Annotated in this window: 15 protein-coding genes and 2 tRNA genes; 14 read left to right on the plus strand and 3 right to left on the minus strand. The window is 69.3% G+C overall.

Annotation, left to right across the window (positions count from 1 at the left end):
* Nucleotides 1–227: 227 nt before the first annotated feature.
* Both AKJ08_RS04455 and typA read right to left on the minus strand, forming a co-directional pair.
* On the minus strand, nt 228–3,485 hold the full coding sequence (locus tag AKJ08_RS04455; protein WP_050724963.1) for an AsmA family protein: 3,258 nt from the start codon (nt 3,483–3,485) through the stop codon (nt 228–230).
* Between the two features lie 205 nt (nt 3,486–3,690).
* Nucleotides 3,691–5,517: a translational GTPase TypA gene (gene typA / locus AKJ08_RS04460; RefSeq protein WP_050724964.1), complete on the minus strand. Its 1,827-nt coding sequence runs from the start codon at nt 5,515–5,517 to the stop codon at nt 3,691–3,693.
* Nucleotides 5,518–5,636: 119 nt separating this feature from the next.
* Between typA and AKJ08_RS04465 the strand changes: the two genes are divergently transcribed.
* Complete coding sequence (locus AKJ08_RS04465) at nt 5,637–6,029, plus strand: VOC family protein (RefSeq protein ID WP_050724965.1); 393 nt, start codon at nt 5,637–5,639, stop codon at nt 6,027–6,029.
* Between the two features lie 85 nt (nt 6,030–6,114).
* On the opposite strand, the gene AKJ08_RS04470 is transcribed toward AKJ08_RS04465, so the two are convergent.
* A complete protein-coding gene (locus AKJ08_RS04470; protein ID WP_050724966.1) occupies nt 6,115–6,672 on the minus strand; it encodes a hypothetical protein in 558 nt (185 codons plus the stop codon).
* A gap of 265 nt (nt 6,673–6,937) precedes the next feature.
* On the opposite strand from AKJ08_RS04470, the gene AKJ08_RS04475 reads away from it, so the two are divergent.
* The 13 genes from AKJ08_RS04475 (at nt 6,938) to AKJ08_RS04535 (ending at nt 16,996) form a co-directional block, all read left to right on the plus strand.
* The gene (locus AKJ08_RS04475) at nt 6,938–7,360 is read left to right on the plus strand and encodes a hypothetical protein (protein ID WP_050724967.1); all 423 of its coding nucleotides are present in this window, start codon (nt 6,938–6,940) and stop codon (nt 7,358–7,360) included.
* Between the two features lie 137 nt (nt 7,361–7,497).
* A complete protein-coding gene (locus AKJ08_RS04480) occupies nt 7,498–7,833 on the plus strand; it encodes a PilZ domain-containing protein (RefSeq protein ID WP_050724968.1) in 336 nt (111 codons plus the stop codon).
* A gap of 257 nt (nt 7,834–8,090) precedes the next feature.
* Entirely contained in the window at nt 8,091–8,651 is a 561-nt protein-coding gene (locus tag AKJ08_RS04485; RefSeq protein ID WP_050724969.1) for a CDP-alcohol phosphatidyltransferase family protein, read from the plus strand.
* 68 nt (nt 8,652–8,719) lie between these two features.
* Nucleotides 8,720–8,795 (plus strand) — tRNA-Val (locus tag AKJ08_RS04490).
* Between the two features lie 71 nt (nt 8,796–8,866).
* Entirely contained in the window at nt 8,867–10,849 is a 1,983-nt protein-coding gene (gene thrS, locus AKJ08_RS04495) for a threonine--tRNA ligase (protein WP_050724970.1), read from the plus strand.
* Nucleotides 10,850–10,974: 125 nt separating this feature from the next.
* On the plus strand, nt 10,975–11,616 hold the full coding sequence (infC, locus tag AKJ08_RS04500) for a translation initiation factor IF-3 (RefSeq protein ID WP_420806376.1): 642 nt from the start codon (nt 10,975–10,977) through the stop codon (nt 11,614–11,616).
* 39 nt (nt 11,617–11,655) lie between these two features.
* Nucleotides 11,656–11,859, plus strand: a complete 204-nt coding sequence (gene rpmI / locus AKJ08_RS04505; protein WP_050724972.1) for a 50S ribosomal protein L35 — start codon at nt 11,656–11,658, stop codon at nt 11,857–11,859.
* A 117-nt stretch (nt 11,860–11,976) separates the two neighbouring features.
* Nucleotides 11,977–12,321, plus strand: coding sequence for a 50S ribosomal protein L20 (gene rplT / locus AKJ08_RS04510; RefSeq protein WP_050724973.1), 345 nt, complete (start codon nt 11,977–11,979; stop codon nt 12,319–12,321).
* A gap of 104 nt (nt 12,322–12,425) precedes the next feature.
* The gene (pheS, locus tag AKJ08_RS04515) at nt 12,426–13,601 is read left to right on the plus strand and encodes a phenylalanine--tRNA ligase subunit alpha (protein ID WP_050724974.1); all 1,176 of its coding nucleotides are present in this window, start codon (nt 12,426–12,428) and stop codon (nt 13,599–13,601) included.
* Nucleotides 13,602–13,616: 15 nt separating this feature from the next.
* On the plus strand, nt 13,617–16,010 hold the full coding sequence (gene pheT / locus AKJ08_RS04520) for a phenylalanine--tRNA ligase subunit beta (RefSeq protein WP_050724975.1): 2,394 nt from the start codon (nt 13,617–13,619) through the stop codon (nt 16,008–16,010).
* A gap of 27 nt (nt 16,011–16,037) precedes the next feature.
* The gene (locus AKJ08_RS04525; protein WP_050724976.1) at nt 16,038–16,370 is read left to right on the plus strand and encodes a hypothetical protein; all 333 of its coding nucleotides are present in this window, start codon (nt 16,038–16,040) and stop codon (nt 16,368–16,370) included.
* Between the two features lie 124 nt (nt 16,371–16,494).
* A complete protein-coding gene (locus AKJ08_RS04530) occupies nt 16,495–16,812 on the plus strand; it encodes an integration host factor subunit alpha (RefSeq protein WP_050724977.1) in 318 nt (105 codons plus the stop codon).
* Between the two features lie 107 nt (nt 16,813–16,919).
* Nucleotides 16,920–16,996 (plus strand) — tRNA-Pro (locus AKJ08_RS04535).
* Nucleotides 16,997–17,038 lie beyond the last annotated feature (42 nt).

The raw sequence follows: 17,038 nt of genomic DNA on the forward strand, positions 1-17,038 counted from the left end.
GCCGGCTGCATTCGAGACGGGCCGCCCTGGAATCATCGAGCGGCAGGGGCCACGGGCCCGTGTCGCTCCCATCCGCGACCTGCCCGACCCGCGAGACGCCTCGGGCGCGTTCGACACGCCCGAAGCATCCTCCCACCCGAAACCACGACGCTATCCGAACCCGGAACTGTTGACCAGCCGGGAGCCTCTCGCGGGCATCGCCGCAGGAGGCTCCGGCTGCACCGCGATCAGAAGCCGAGCTTCTTCTTCATGCTGCCGGCGGCATCCTTGGCCTTCTGCTTCGCCTTGTCCTCCGCTTCCTTCTTCGCGCGTTCCGCGGCGGCCTTCGCTGCCTCGAGCTCGGCCTTCGCCTTTTCGGCCTGGGCGTCGACCTCCGCCTTGGCGTCCTGCGTGATCGCTGCGGCGCCGCCCTCGAGCTTCTCCTTGGCGGCCTTCGTCGCGCCCTCGCCTCCGAGGAGCTTGTCGAGGACGGCCTCGGCCTTGCCCGCGAGGCAGGCCTTGGCGACCTCCACCGCGATCTTGCCGCCGTCGGGCCGGACCTCAGGCGCCGTGGCAGGGCCCGTGATCTTCAGCGGAACGACGGGATCCTGCGTCGGCTTGCAGTGCCCCCCGGTGAGCTGCTCGATCCTCCGGGACGCCACCGTGTAGCTCCCTTCGAGGGCCAGCTCGCCAAAGATCCCGATCGCGCCATCGAGGACCACGGGGTTCCCGTCGAGGGCCATCGCGAGGGGGCGGCGGAGCTTCATCTTGCCGTCGTGGACCTCGAAGCCCGCCAGGAGATCGCGCAGGCCCTCGTCCTTCGAGAGCCGCTCCTTCGCGAAGCCGGGCAGCCCGGAGAGGTCGCCGAAGACGGCCTGGCCGAGGCCGAGGCCGGTCATGCGCCCCTCGCGCATCGAGAGGCTCCAGTCGCCGGTGAGGTACTTCTCGAGCTCCGGCTTCTCCGTGCCGTTGCCGGAGAGGTCGAAGGAGAGATCGGCGCGGCCGGAGAGCGGGCTGGGCTTCTTGGTCTCGGCAGCGACGAGGCGGGAGACGTCGACGTTGCGGCCCTCGAACCGGGCGTGGAAGGGCATCTGCCCCTTCCAGATCTCCGCGCGGGTGCCGTTGGCCTGGAAGCTCCCTCCGTACGCGCCGAAGGTCGTCTCCTCGACGGAGACGACGCCGTCACGCAGGGTGATGCGACCCTTCAGATTCTCGAGCTCGCGGCCGGTGACGACCACCTTCTTCAGGTCGAAGTCGCCCGTGAAGCGGAAGCGCTTCAGGCTCGGATCGTCCTGGGCTGCGGGCTTCGCCGCGTCCGCGGTCTCGGGCGCGTCCGGACCACGGAGCGCGTCGAGATCCAGGAAGCGCGAACGGATGCTGGCCGAGCCTTCCGGTGCATCGAGGTTCCGGACCTTGGCGGTGATCTGCAGGTCGCTCTGGCCCAGCCGGAGGTCGAGGCGGGGCAGCGCCACCGTCACGGTCTCCAGCTTGGAGGGATCGCCCTGGACCTCGAGCTCCGCCTCCATCGTCCCGCCCTTGACCTTCTCCGCGGGGATCGACGGGAAGGTGGCGGCGAGCTTCTCCAGGTTCACGGGCGCGAGGTGCATCCGGAGGCGTCCCTCGCCGCTGGGATCGAGGGAGCCGGTCGCCTGGAGGGAGAGCTCCGCCAGCCGGACGTCGAAGCGCTCGAAGCCGAGGGCGCCGCCCTTGCGATGCGCCGCGACGTCCACGCGCAGGGGCGTCCCGGCGCCCTTGTTCATGAGGCCGTCGACGTGGATCACGGAGGTGCCCGCGTCGAGGAGGAACGAGGCCTGCAGATCGCCTGCGGGATCACCCTTTGCCGAGAGCCGCAGCTCGGTGCCGCCTTCCACGTGGGTGCCGGGCACCTTCACCTGCAGGCCCTCGAGCGCGACGGCGAGCTGGCCGTCCACGCTCCCGGGCGAGCCCTTCACGTGGCCGTCGATCCGGCCGCTACCGGACGCGGAGGCGTTCGCCTTCCGGAGCTCCTCGCCGACGGCGGGCGCCAGGCGGACGAGGCGGTCGAAGGAGAAGGGCTTCGCACCGATGGTGAAGTCGTACGTGGGCGCGGCGAAGTTCTTCACCGTGCCGGAGACGGTGAGCGCGAGCTCGTCCACCTGGAAGGTGGCGGCCCGGAGCGACGCCTCGGCGGGACCGAAGTCGCCGTCCACCCGCAGGCCGAGGGCCGTTCCGGCGGGCTTCGCGATGGCGCCGGGGACGAGGATGTCCACCTGGGCGAGATCGACGGCGGCCTTCACGGTCTGCCGCTCGGCGGTGCCGGTGGCGTCGACGTCCACGGTGAACGGGCCGGCGAGGCGGCTCCCCTCCGGCAGGTTTGCGCGGGCCGGCGGGTAGATCGCCAGGATCTTCGCCGGGTCGAGAGACTTGGAGCGGACGGTGAAGCCCTCGAAGCGAGGCTCCTTGTCGAGGTCGCGGAGCGAGCCGGCGATCGCGAGCTCCATCCCGGCGGCGCGGATCCCGAGCTTCTCGATCCGGGCCGAGAGGGTCGAGAGATCCGCCGAGAGCTTCGAATCCACGCGAAGATCGAAGGACTCGCCGCCCGCCACGCGGAGCTTCTCCACCTCGAGGAAGCCGGCGACCTCCACAGGGCGGCCGGCCACGAGCTCGGGCACGTCCCAGCTCGTGGAGACCACCGCCGAGTCGATCCGAACGGGGAGGGCGCGGCCGAGGTAGGGAGCGAGGGAGCCGAGATCCACCGCGTCCGCGCGGAGGCGGACACCGCGAACCGGGGGCAGGCCGTCGAGCTTCAGATCGTTGGGGAGGGGGCCGACGGTGGCCGCGAGCTCGAAGTTGGGCTTCGGCGCGAAGATCGCGGCGGAGAGCTCGATGCGCAGGGGATCCGAGAGGCGGACGTCCCGCACGCGCAGATCGATGGCCTCGATGTGGTTCTCCGCAGCCTTGCCCGTGGCGGTCTGCCGATCGACGAGGGTGATGGCGCCGCCGGCGACGCGAACCTCGCCGATCGAGACCTTGCGCAGCCACTCCTGCACCTCGGGCGAGAGCCCTTCCGCCGGCTCGTCCGCCGCCGGCTTCGGCTCGGAGGGGTGGCGATCCAGGATGTCCTGGAAGGAGAGGACGCCGTTCGCGTCGCGCTCGACGTGGATGCGGAGGCCGTCCAGCCAGATCGCGCTGAGCTCGATCTGCTGGCCCGCCGAGAGCAGCGCCTTCAGCAGGTTCAGGTCGAAGCCCGCGGACCCGACCTTGGCGAGGGGCTCGCCGCCTTCATCGGCAGCGGCGATCGTCACGCCCTCGATCTTTCCGCCGAGTCGCGGGAAGAACCGCACGTGGGCGGCGCCGACCTCGACCTTGCGGCCAAGGGCCTCCTCGAGCGCCGGCCGGGCCTTCTCGATCTGCGCGGAGACGAGGGCGTCGAGATCGACGAGGAAATAGACGGCCGCGCTGGCGCCGACGAAGAGGGCGGCAAAGGCGGCCACGCCGATGCCGGCGATCCGAACGAATTTCTTCATGGGAGGGGGAGCCTCGTTCACCACGGCAGCGTGGATCGGCGGAGACTAGCCTCGAACCCGGCAGTGGCGCCAGAGGCAGAGGGCCATCGGCCTGCCCGGTCGGGTGAGGGGGCGGCGGAGTGACCCGCCACGGGGGGGCGATGCGATTCGATTCGGTGGGGGCGCGGACCCCGCCGCAGAAACGGCGGGGCCGCAACCATGTCGCTCAGGCGCTGCGCTTGCGATCGCGCTCGGCCTTGTAGCGCGCGTGGGGATCGAGCTCGCGCTTGCGGACGCGGATGCTCTTGGGCGTCACCTCGACCAGCTCGTCCTCGGCGATCCACTCGAGGGCCTTCTCGAGGGTGAGCTCGCGGGGCGGGGTGAGGATGATGTTCTCGTCCCGGCCCGCCGCGCGCATGTTCGTGAGCTTCTTCTCACGGCTCACGTTCACCTCGAGGTCGTTCGGGTGATTGTGCTCGCCGATGATCATGCCGTTGTAGACCGCCACGCCGGGTCCGAAGAAGAGGCCGCCGCGCTCCTGGATGGAGAAGAGCGCGTACGCCACCGTCTCGCCCTCGCGGTCGGCGACGATGGAGCCGCTCTGCCGCTTGGGGATCGGGCCGGCCCACGGCTCCCAGCCGTCGAACTCGTGGGACATGATCCCTTCACCGCGGGTGACGGTGAGGAACTCGTTGCGGAAGCCGACCAGGCCTCGCGCCGGGATGCGGAACTTCAGCCTCATGCGGCCGGAGCCCATGGGCTGCATGTCGATCATCCGGCCCTTGCGGGGCCCGAGGCGCTCCGTGACCGCGCCGACCGACGTCTCCGGCACGTCGCAGTAGAGCTGCTCCATCGGCTCCATCACGTCGCCGTTCTCCTCGCGGGTGATCGGCACCGGGTTCGAGGCGGTGAGCTCGTAGCCCTCGCGGCGCATGGTCTCGATGATCACGGCGAGCTGGAGCTCGCCACGGCCGATCACCTGGAAGGCGTCGGGGGTCTCCGTGTCGAGGACCTTGATCGCGGGGTTCCGGTACGCCTCGCGGACCAGGCGGTCGCGGAGGTTCCGGCTCGTGACGTACTTGCCTTCCTTGCCTGCGAAGGGGCCGTCGTTCACCCGGAAGATCATCGACATCGTGGGCTCGTCCACGTGCAGCCGCGGCAGCGCCACGGGGTGCTCGAGGCTCGCGATGGTGTCGCCGATCGAGACGTTCTCGATGCCCGCGATCATCACGACCTCGCCGGCGCCGGCCTCGTCGATGTCGACGCGCTTCAGCCCTTCGAAGCCGTAGAGCTTGACCACGCGGCCCTGCTCGACCTTGCCGTCCTCGCGGATGACCGAGACCATCGCGTTCTGCTTGATGGTCCCTGCCGTGATGCGGCCGATGATCAGACGGCCCACGAACTCGTCGTAGTCGAGGTTGTTCACCTGCATCTGCAGGTGCTCGCCCGTCGACGGCGGCGGAGGCGGGATGTTCGCGAGGATCGCGTCGAAGAGCGGCTGCAGCGTCTCGCCGGGAACGGAGAGATCGGTGGTGGCCTTGCCCTCTCGGCCGATCGCGTAGATCACCGGGCACTCGAGGAGCTTCTCGTCTGCGCCGAGATCGATGAGGAGCGAGTAGACGTCGTCCAGCACCTCGGTCGGCCTGGCGTCCTGTCGGTCGATCTTGTTGACCACGACCATCGCAGGGAGGCCGAGGCCCAGGGCCTTGCCCAGCACGAAGCGCGTCTGGGGGAGCGGCCCTTCGGCCGAGTCGACCAGGAGGACCACGCCGTCCACGAGCCGAAGGGCGCGCTCGACCTCGCCGCCGAAGTCCGCGTGACCCGGGGTGTCGAGGATGTTGATCTTCACCCCCTTGTAGGTGACGGCGGTGTTCTTGGCGAGGATCGTGATGCCCTTCTCGCGCTCGAGGTCGCCGGAGTCCATCACCCGGTCGGCGACGTGCTCGTTGGCTCGGAAGGTGCCCGCCTGCCGGAGCATGTGGTCGACGATCGTCGTCTTCCCATGGTCGACGTGCGCGACAATGGCGATGTTGCGGAGCTGCTCTCGATTCACGTGAAGGACCTCTGAAAGTGGCTGTCGTCCGTTACCAGACGAGCAGGGCGGGGCGTTATATTCCGTGGATTGACGCACCGCAAGAACGGCCGACTACCCTCCGAGCGGGACCCCCTCAGATGGAAACATTGCGACTCCACCACCTGGCGATCCAGGTCCACGACCTGGCCAGGGCGGAGGCCTTCTACTCCGACCTCCTCGGCCTCCCTGTCTTGAAGCGTTGGATCACCGGGGACGGCTCGCCTCGTGCGACCTGGCTCGGGCTCGGAGGCGACGGCTTCCTCGCCCTCGAACGCTGCGAATCGCCTGGAGAAAACGACGGCTGGAGCGATCCGCTTCCGGGCTTCTACGTGCTGGCCCTCGAGATCCCGGCGGGCGAGCGGGAGGTCTGGGAGGCGAAGCTGGCCCGGGCAGGCCACCCGAAGGTCCGGGAGACCGCCTTCACCTTCTACGTCCGGGACCCGGACGGGAACCGGGTGGGCCTCTCACACCATCCGTGGGAGCGCCCGTAGGGCGCACGAGCCGGCTCCCGAAACGAGAGCGGGCCCTTGGCGATGTGCCAAGAGCCCGCTGGAGCCGCGTCGAGACGGCTTCGTATCAGCCGAAGATCCGCTTGGCGGCCTCGGTCGCGCTCGGGTGCTGCACCTCTTCACGGCGGAGGTGCTCCTGGAGCAGCTTGGCCGCGGCGTCCACGGTGACCGCCTGCTCGGGAGACGGGGCCGGCGCGCCTACGGTCTCGATCCGCTTCCGGACCATCGGCGGGCGGGCCTCGACGGGCATCTGCGATGCGGCCTCGACCTCGGACTCGGCGTCATCCAGCTCGGGGCCGCCGGACTTCTCCCGGCGCAGCTCCTGCTGGTAGTGGCGGGAGCAGAGGCCGCGGGAGCGCGCGGGATCGGGGCAGCCGTGGACCCGGCATGCGCGGGCCTCACCGCGAGGCCGACCGCCGCGCCTCGGGGCGGCAGCCGCCGCTGCGGGGCGGGCGCCGCCGGTCGCGCGGGCCGGCACCCGGTCGACGAGCTGATCGAGCTCGAGGGACTGCGCCAGCCCCTCCTGGACGCCGCGGGAGATCCCGTCGGCGAGAGCACGGCCCAGGCTCTCACCGAGGTTGCGGAGCGCGTCGGCGAGGGCTGCGGCGGAATGGTCGATAGACACGAGAATCCTCGATGGAATGGTTGGTTGTGGGCTTGTCGCGCATGAAACCTGGCGCGAGGGGCGGTCAATCCAGGACCGCGACGCCGGGGATTTTGTGAATTCGAACCGGTTTCGTCAAGGGAATCCGCGCCTACCTCGTCTCCTCTTCTCGCAACCAGCGAGACTCCCAGGGTTTTTCGCTCCCCATGAAATCAGCATCGTTTTCTGGTGGACACGTTCCGGTGATGGCTAGCTTCAGCGTGAACGAGGTTTCCGGAGGCGGACGGTGGCAAACGAGCGCAAGGCCGGAGGGCCGAAGAACGATGCAGAGACACCCGATCTCGAGGGTGCCCGAAGCGTTTCGGAGGACGTGGGCGCGCTTCCCGTCCCGCGTTCGGTCCGCGAATCGAAGGGGCAGGAGGTGGGTCCCGCGAGCGGAGCTCCCATCGACCGCGAGCGCGGCCTCCTGCCAGGGGCTCGGCGGCCCATCCGGCCGCCTCCCCGCGAGAAGCCTCCAGCTCCGTCGCTGGCCATCACGCGGCAGGAGGAGGCGAGGTTGCGGCGCACCGTGCCCTACGCCGCACGGACCCCGGAGGAGCTCGGAACCGCGCTGAATCGGCAGGGGGAGTCGGGAGTCCGCGACCCCCAGCGCGGCAAGGAGGCGGGCCCGCCATTGCCCGGCGAGGCCGGCTACGAGGGCGAGCCGTAGTCGGTCCAGGACCGGCTCGGGACGGCGGGGTTTTCCACAGCGCCCCCCCGGACGGAAAGTCGACGTCGCGTTCAGCTCCGGTAGCGTGCTTCGCATGTAGGCCGATGGATTACATTGGCCCAGCCGGAGACGAACCCATGGCCGAGCAGCGCAAGACCGAGCGAGCCCCCATCGACATCTACCTCAACAAGATCATCGACGAGGCTCGACACCTCGCCCGGGCGACGGACATCTCCACCGACGGCATCTGGGTGTCGAAGATCCTCGAGCCCCGGAGCGCGACCCGCGCCGTGGGCCTCGAGTTCCAGCTCCCGGGGAGCGAGGAAGTGATCAACGCGGCGGGGGAGGTGGTTCGCGAGGACTCCCGCATCGGCGGCCGGGCGGAGGGCACCGCGATCCGCTTCACCCACATGGCCCACCGCTACCGCCGCATGATCGAGGTCTACGTCTCCCGGGTCGCCGGAAACGCCTGAGAGCTTGTGAAGAATTCACAAGCTCTCGCGAAGCCGAAGGCGGAGCTGACGAAAAAAAGAGCGTTTCCGCGCACGCGAAGCCGAAGGCTGAGCCAAGGAAAGGCGCGATCGCGCGAAGCGCGGCTGAAGAAGCCGGGCCCGCTCGTGCGGGACCGATTTCTTCACACGCTCTGAGCTGGTTGCCTGTTCGAGAGCGGTCGGTTCGCCCAGGGGCCCGTCCGCAACCCTACCGCCAAGCTCTGATACGCTTGGGGTAGGTGAACCTCCCCAACTCGATCACCCTGGCGAGGATCGCCCTCGTCCCGATCTTCGCCTGGCTCCTCCTGTCGGGCCGGCCGGTCGCCGCCCTCGCGGCCTTCGTGGTCGCGGCGGTCTCCGACGGGCTAGACGGCCTCGTCGCCCGTGTCCTCGATCAGCGCACGGAGCTGGGCGCGATCCTCGACCCCATCGCCGACAAGTTCCTCGCCCTCACGGCGCTCGTGCTCCTGGTGTCCGCCGAGTCGCTCCCGATCTGGCTGCTGGTCGCGGCGCTCCTCCGGGACGGAGTCGTCTTCGGCACGGGGCTCACCTCGAAGCTCCGCCGCCGCGCGATCCGCCCGGAGCCTACGCGGATCTCCAAGTACGCCACGTTCTTCCTGATGGCGGCCATCACCCTCGGCCTGGTCGCCCGCTCGACTGCCCACGGGACCGCGATCTTCCCCTACCTGATGGCGGTGGCGGTGGTGGCCGCCGAGTGCCTCGTGGTCGCGTCGGCGCAATACGGGATCCGCTGGCGCGCGCTCGTCCTGCGGAGGCCCACGGGACAGCGCGGGAGATGAATTCGCACGCGCCGTCATTTTCCACTTGAACCCGAGGGCGAGATTCCTTACAAACCGCCTCGCCTTGCAGGCCCGTAGCTCAGTTGGTAGAGCACCACCTTGACACGGTGGGGGTCACTGGTTCGAGTCCAGCCGGGCCTACCATTCAGTAGGTAATGCGCGGGGTCGTCGGTTACGATGACCCCGCGCACTCTTTTGTGGCTCGGAGGTCGAAAATGGTCGGCTCGGTGCAGGTGACGCTCCCCGATGGCTCGGTGAAGACCGCGGCGCGTGGGACCACCGTTGCCGACTTCGTCCGCGAGGCGATCGGCCCCGGCCTCGCCAAGGCCGCCCTGGCCGCGAAGCTCGACGGCCGACCGGTCGACCTCACGCGCAAGATCGAAGACGACGCCCGCCTCGAGGTGATCACCGCCAAGTCCGACGAGGGCCTCGAGGTGATCCGCCACTCCTCCGCGCACATCGTCGCGTCCGCCGTCCAGCGGATCCATCCCGACGCCGAGGTCACCATCGGCCCGGTGATCGAGGACGGCTTCTACTACGACTTCTTCTTCCCCCGCGGCTTCACGCCGGAGGACCTCGAGAAGTTCGAGGCGGAGATCGCGAAGATCGTCGCCGAGGACTCGCCCTTCGAGCGGACCGACGTCCCGATCGACGACGCGATCGCGCTCTTCCTCGAGATGGGGGAGAAGTTCAAGGTCGAGATCATCGAGGACCTCAAGGCCAAGGGCGAGACGACGGTGGGCCTCTACCGTCACGCCGGCTGGACCGATCTCTGCCGCGGCCCGCACCTGCCCTCGACGGGCAAGGCCCCCGCGATCAAGCTCATGAGCGTCGCGGGCGCGTACTGGCGCGGCGACTCGACCAAGCCGCAGCTCCAGCGGATCTACGGGACCTCCTGGCGCAACAAGAAGGAGCTCGACGAGTACCTCGTGCGCCTCGAGGAGGCGAAGAAGCGCGACCACCGCAAGCTCGGCCGCGAGCTCGACCTCTTCGCCTTCCATCCGTTCGCGCCCGGCGCCGCATTCTGGACGGACAAGGGGACGACGATTTTCCGCCTGCTCGGCGAGGCGATGCGCACCCTGGTGATCCGCAACGGTTACCAGGAGATCAAGACGCCGCTCCTGTACAACAAGGGCCTCTGGGAGACCTCTGGCCACTGGGGCAAGTACAAGGAGAACATGTTCCTGGTGCTCGATTCCGAGACGGGCGAGCACGACATGTCTCTGAAGCCGATGAACTGCCCGTCGCACCATCTCTTCTTCGGGATGAAGCGGCACTCGTACCGGGAGCTCCCCCTGCGCTTCCACACGCAGGACGTGCTCCACCGCAACGAGCCCTCCGGCAGCCTCGGCGGCCTGACCCGCGTCCGCCAGTTCCAGCAGGACGACGCCCACATCTACCTCGCGGAGTCGCAGATCACCGACGAGGTCGTGCGGCTCGTGAACCTCCTCGACCGCTGCTACGACGCCTTCGGCCTGACGTACGAGGCGATGCTCTCCACCCGCCCGGCGGAGCGCCTCGGCGACGACGCGACGTGGGATCGGGCCGAGGCCGGCCTGCGCAACGCCCTCGAGGTCATGGGCCTGCCGTACCGGGTGAACGAGGGCGACGGCGCCTTCTACGGCCCGAAGATCGACTTCGTCGTCTCCGACTCGATCGGCCGCAAGTGGCAGCTCGGCACGATCCAGCTCGACTACCTGGCGCCCGAGCGCTTCGACCTCACCTTCGTGGGCGAGGACAACCAGCCGCATCGGCCGGTGGTGATCCACCGCGCGATCTTCGGCTCCTTCGAGCGTTTCATCGCGATCTGCATCGAGCACTTCGCCGGGGCCTTCCCCGCCTGGCTCGCACCGGTCCAGGCCCGGATCGTCACCGTCAGCGATCGCCAGCTCCCCTGGGCGCGGCAGGTGTGGGAGCGGATGCGCGAGGCCGGGCTCCGGGTGGAGCTCGACGAGCGGAGCGAGAAGCTCGGCGCGAAGATCCGCGACGCCCAGCTCGAGAAGATCCCCTACGCCCTCGTGGTCGGCGATCAGGAGGTGGAGAAGCAGGGGATCTCGCCGAGGCGCCTCGGCGGCGAGAACCTGGAGTTCCACCCGGTCGACGCCTTCATCCAGAGGCTGAAGGAGGAGGGGCGGATCCCCTTCCTCCTCGACGAGAATCGGAAGGCGGAGAGCGGGTCGAACGCGAAGGCAGGTTGACAGCCGACGCGCGTTGCATATTCTCCCCGCCTCGCAGCGGACCCAGCGGGTCATCCGACTCGCGACTTTAGGAGGTTACACCCATTCGGGACGCACGGACGAATCGCAGGATCAGGGCGCGCGAAGTGCGCTTGATCGGTGCGGATGGAGCTCAGCTCGGAGTCCTTCCGATCGAAGCGGCGCTGCAGCGCGCAGCCGAGGACAATCTCGACCTCGTCGAGATCTCGCCCATGGCGCGGCCGCCAGTCTGCAAGATCATGGACTACGGCAAGTTCAAGTACGAGGCGAAGAAGAAGGCCTCGGAAGCCAAGAAGAAGCAGGTCGTCGTCCAGCTCAAGGAGGTTAAGCTCCGCCCCAAGACGGACGAGCACGACTACGACTTCAAGGTGAAGAACGTCCGCCGCTTCCTCGAAGAGGGCAACAAGGCCCGCGTGACCATCATGTTCCGCGGCCGTGAGATCACCCACAAGGAGATCGGCCAGAAGCTGCTGCAGGAAGTGGCCGAGGACGTGAAGGAAGTGGGCGTGATCGAGCAGGCGCCTCGTCAGGAAGGCCGCCAGATGTTCATGATCCTGGCGCCCAACCCGAAGTACAAGGCGCAGCTCCGCGAGCAGGTCCGTCAGACCGAGAAGCCTGCCGCCGCCGGCGAGAAGCCGGCTCCGAGGGCCGAGGCCCCGGCAGGGGCGCAGGTCGAGGCTCCGGTCGAGGCTCCGGTCGAGGCGCCGGTCGAGGCGCCGCCGACGGAGGCCCGGGCAGAAGAGCCCTGAGCCGACCACATTTCAAAGCAGTCACCGCGAGGACGAGTCATGCCGAAGCTCAAGACCAATAGCGGCGCCAAGAAGCGCTTCCACGTCAACAAGAAGGGGACCGTGAAGTTCCGCAAGGCCAACGCCCGGCACAACTTCACGAACAAGTCGCCGAAGCAGAAGCGCCACAACCGCGGCACCTCGACGCTGGTCCCCCAGGACGCGAAGAAGGTGATCAAGGAGCTCTTCCCCTACGGAGCGTAAGGGAAGGTTCCCCCAACAAGCGGACCGGGGCGAATTCGCCAGGTCCCTCGTGACGGAGGCCCGTGGGCCATGCCGGCACGGTGAGGCGCTCGAAGAGAGCGCCGACAGGAGCAGCACATGAGAGTGAAGAAGGGTTTCAAGGCGCGCCGCCGCCGTAATCGCGTCCTCAAGCTGGCCAAGGGATTCCGTGGCCGCCGCAAGAATTGCTACCGCCGCGCGAACGAGGCCGTCGAGCGCGCGATGGACTACGCGACGCGCGACCGCCGCCAGAAGCGCCGCGACTTCCGCCGCCTCTGGATCGTGCGTATCAACGCCGCCGCGCGCCTGAACGGCGTCAGCTACTCGAAGCTGATCGCGGGCCTCGCCAAGGCCGGCTGCGCGCTGGACCGCAAGGTCCTCGCCGACCTCGCGCTCTTCGATCCCCAGGGCTTTGCCGCCGTGGCTGCGGTCGCCCGGGCGTAAGTCGAGAGCAGCTTTCTGGACTTTGGGCGACCTTCGGGAGACCGGGGGCCGCCCTTTTTCTTTCGACGCCCGCTCGGCGGGCGAGGGACGGGAGCCGAAGCGCGATGGAGCTTTCCGGCGAGCAGCAGGCGGAGATCGACGCGGCGCGGGCGGCTGCGCTCCGCGCGATTGACGAAGCAGGGGACGAGCAGGCTCTCGAAGCGGCCCGCGTCGAGCACCTGGGCAAGAGCGGCCGGATCAGCCTCCTCCGGAGGAACATCGGCCAACTCCCTCCCGAGCAGAAGAAGCCCTTCGGCGAGGCGGTGAACGCCGCGATCGAATCGGTGGAAGGCGCTCTCACCCACCGTAGCGAGGCCCTCGCCGCGGCGAAGCTCGAGGCCGAGCTATCGGGTTCGCCCCTCGACGTGACGCTCCCGGGGCGGCCGGTTCGGCAGGGGAGGCGGCATCCGCTCTCGCAGACGATGGAGGACCTCGTCTCGATCCTCGGGCGGATGGGCTTCTCGGTGGCGAGCGGGCCGGAGGTCGAGCTCGACTACTACAACTTCGAGGCGCTGAACTTCCCGAAGAACCATCCTGCGCGGGACATGCAGGACACCTTCTTCGTGGACGACGGCGTCCTGCCGCCCGGCTCCGTGCCGCCGGGTGAGCTCCTGCTCCGGACCCATACCTCGCCGGTCCAGGTGCGGACGATGCTCGAGAAGCAGCCGCCCATCCGGATCATCGCGCCCGGCAGGGTGTATCGCTGCGACAGCGACCAGACGCACTCGCCGATGTTCCACCAGATCGAAGGCCTCTACGTCGCTCGCGGCGTGACCTTCGCCGAGCTGAAGGGGACCCTCGACGAACTGGTCCGCACCTTCTTCGGCCGCGAGGTCCGCACCCGCTTCCGCCCTAGCTTCTTCCCCTTCACCGAGCCCTCCGCTGAGGTCGACATCTCCTGCGTGATCTGCGGGGGGACCGGACGCGCGCGCGGCACGCACGACCTGCACCTCGCCGTCCCGGCGCCGGATCCGCTCCGGCCCTCGCGGTCGGTGGGTGAGCCCGCCGTTCCGCCCCACGGCGGCGATCCCTGCAGGGTCTGCAAGGCCACGGGCTGGCTCGAGGTCCTCGGCGCCGGAATGGTCCACCCGAAGGTCTTCGAGAGCGTCGGCTACGACCCGCGGACGGTCTCCGGCTTCGCCTTCGGCATGGGCGTCGAGCGGATCGCGATGCTGCGCTACGGCATCGACGACCTGCGCCTGCTCTTCGAAAACGACGTCCGCTTCCTCGCCCAGTTCTGACCGGAAAAAGAGCTCATGCGAATCTCGTACAAGTGGCTTGCCGATCTGGTTGAAGAGCTCCCCGACGTCTCCGAGCTCGCCGATAAGCTCACCCACGCAGGCCTCGAGGTGGAGGGGCTGGAGCGACAGGGCGAGGGACTCTCGCAGGTCGTCGTAGGCCAGGTCCTCTCCAAGGAGCCGGTTGCAGGCTCCGACAAGCTGAACCTCTGCCGGGTGGACGTCGGCGGAGGCGATCACCTCTCCATCGTCTGCGGTGCCGCCAACTACGGCGTGGGGGCGAAGGTCCCGACGGCCCTGGTCGGCGCCGTGCTCCCGGGCGGCCTCCGGATCGAGCCGCGCAAGCTCCGCGGCGTCGACTCCGCGGGGATGCTCTGCTCCGCCAAGGAGCTCGCCCTCGACGAGGACGCATCGGGGCTCATGCTCCTCGACGACGCCCTCGCGGTGGGAACGCCCATCGCCAAGGCCCTCGGCCTGGACGACGTGGCCCTCGAGCTCAACGCCACCCCGAACCGCCCGGACTGGCTCTCGCACCTGGGCGTCGCCCGCGAGGTCGTCGCCCTCACCGGCACCCGCCTCGTCGCGCAGCCGGTGGCGGTTCGTGAGTCCGGCGCCGACGCGTCGAGCCTCGTCTCCATCGGCATCGAGCGCCCCGATCGCTGCGGCCGCTACGCCGCCCGCGTGGCCGAGGGCGTGCGCTTCGGTCCGTCGCCCCGGTGGTTGCGCGCGCGCCTCGAGACCTGCGGCGTCCGCTCTCTCGGCAACGTGATCGACGTCACGAACTACGTGCTCCTCGAGACCGGTCACCCCCTCCACGCCTTCGATCTCGATCGGGTGCGGGGAAGCCGGATCGTCGTCCGCGGCGCGCACGCCGGCGAGAAGCTCGTGACCCTCGACGGCAAGGAGCGCACCCTCGATCCCGACGACCTGGTCATCGCCGACGCGGAGCGGGCCCTCGTGCTCGCGGGCGTGATGGGCGGCGCGGACGCCGAGGTCGGGGAGGGGACCACGCGGGTCCTCCTCGAGAGCGCGTACTTCGATCCGGCCGGGATCCGGCGGAGCTCCAAGCGCCACGGACTTCACACGGAGTCGTCGCACCGCTTCGAGCGCGGAGCCGATCCCGAGGCGGTGGCCTACGCCCTGGATCGCGCGGCCCACCTCCTGGGCGAGCTCACCGGCTGCGAGATCCGCAAGGGCGCCGTCGACGTGAGGCCGACCCCCCGCCAGCCTTCGTCCGTGGCGCTCCGGTACTCGCGAGTGGGCGCGCTCCTCGGCGCCGAGGTCGAGGCCCGCGACTCCCGTCGGATCCTGGTGTCGCTCGGCTTCACGCCGAGTGAGGAGACCGAAGAAGGGGCCAACTTCGGCGTGCCGAGCTTCCGCACCGACGTCTCCCGGGAGGCGGATCTCGTCGAGGAGATCGCGCGGATCCGGGGCTACGACTCGATCCCCCCCGCCGTTCCTAGCGCGTCGGCCCGGCCCGCGGTCCCGTCGCTCGACGAGCAGGTCCTCGCCCGGGTGCGCGCCGCGATGTCCGGCTGCGGCCTCGACGAGGTGATCAACCTCTCGTTCGGCGATCCCGAGGACTTCGCCCACCTCGGCGAGGCGGCGCTGCTGCCGATCCGCAACCCGCTCACCGTGAACCTGAGCGCGATGCGGCCCACGCTCCTCGCGGGCCTCCTGCGGAACCTCGCCTTCAACCGCAACCGCCAGGCGGCCGACGTGCGCCTCTACGAGCAGGGCCGCGTCTTCCGTCCGTCCCCTGCGGTACACGAGCCGGTGGACGAGTCGTGGCACGTCGCCGGGGTGATCGCCGGCTCTCGCGCCGGCGGCTCGTGGGCGGCGAAGCCCGAGCCCGTGGACTTCTACGACGCCAAGGGAGTCTTGGAGGCGATGCTCGCCTCCCTCGGCATCGAGCCCACCTGGGAGCGCGGCGACGCGCCTTGCCTCCACCCGCGCAGCGCGTGCCGCGTCTCGGCGAAGGGGCGGGTGCTCGGTCAGCTCGGCGAGCTCCACCCCACCGTCGCGGAGGCCTTCGGGCTCCCCAGAGGGGTCTTCGTTTTCGAGCTCTCGATGGGCAACCTCGTCCACGCGGCGCACCTCCTTCCGCACTACGAGGGCGTGCCCCGCTTCCCCGCCGTGCTGCGGGATCTGGCGGCCGTGGTCCCCTCGGACCTCCCTGCGGAGCGGCTCCGCGGGGTGCTCCTCGGGCCGGCCGGCGAGGGATTGGTGGAAGGGGTCGAGCTATTCGACGTCTACGAGGGGCCCCAGGTCGGCCCTGGGCGCAAGAACCTGGCGTTCGCGATCCGCTACCGGGCCAAGGATCGGACCCTGCGGGACGACGAGATCGACCGGGTCCACCAGAGCCTGGTCGCGGCTCTCGAGCGGGAGGTCGGCGCGCAGCTCCGCGCCTGACATCGTCCGGGAGGACGGGAGGGGGACGTGAGCGAGGTTCGCAAGCCGATGGACCGCCTGGCGCTCTCGGTCGCCGGCGTCGGTCTCGTCCTCTCCTGGGTCCCGTGGCTGGGCCTCGCGCTCTCCGCTGTGGGGCTCGCGCGCGCGTACCACACGAGGCGCCGCGCGAGGATCGGCCTCGCAATGGGGATCGCGGTCTACGGGCTCGTGCTCGGGGCCGTGTTCACCTACCTCTTCCTGGCCTTCCGGCCCAGCGAGGAGACTCCGGTCGAGCGCACCCGCTGGGACGCGTTCGAGCGCCTCTTCCACCCGGATTCGGGTGGCTCGGCGGGCAGCGGCGGAGGGGAGGGGGCGCTGTAAGCAGGCGCATCCTTTGAGGAAAGACCGCACGCTCCCTTGACAGGCGGCCGTTTCGTGCGCGAACCTCGCCCCTTCTCGTGACCGAGAAATCGAGCTCGTTCAACCGGGGAGCCGTGCGCACGCCATGACGAAGGCCGAGATCATCGAGGGGATCTACGAGAAGGTGGGCTTCTCCAAGAAGGAGTCCGCAGAGATCGTCGAGCTCGTCTTCGACACGGTGAAGGAGACCCTGGAGCGGGGGGAGAAGATCAAGATCTCCGGCTTCGGGAACTTCATTGTCCGCGAGAAGAAGGCCCGCCTCGGTCGCAACCCCCAGACCGGCGAGGAGATCGAGATCTCTGCGCGCCGGGTGCTGACCTTTCGCCCCTCGCAGGTGCTGAAGGCCGCGTTGAACGCCGGCCTCGAAGCGGCAGGCGACGTGGCGGCTCGCGCGGACGACTAGCTCCGCCCGGCGAGATTGGCCGGGCTCGTACGATTCGGGCGTCTTCTTCGCTTGACGCCGACCGAGTGGTTCTCTACAAGAGCGCTCGTCGCAAACACCCCAGTTGTCGGGGCGTGGCGCAGCCTGGTAGCGCACTTGCTTGGGGTGCAAGTGGTCGCTGGTTCAAATCCAGTCGCCCCGACCAACGAAGGGCCGGCGTTCTCGAAAGAGGCGCCGGCCCTTCGCC

The sequence above is a fragment of the Vulgatibacter incomptus genome (genome assembly GCF_001263175.1).
GTDB classification, from domain to species: Bacteria; Myxococcota; Myxococcia; order Myxococcales; family Vulgatibacteraceae; genus Vulgatibacter; species Vulgatibacter incomptus.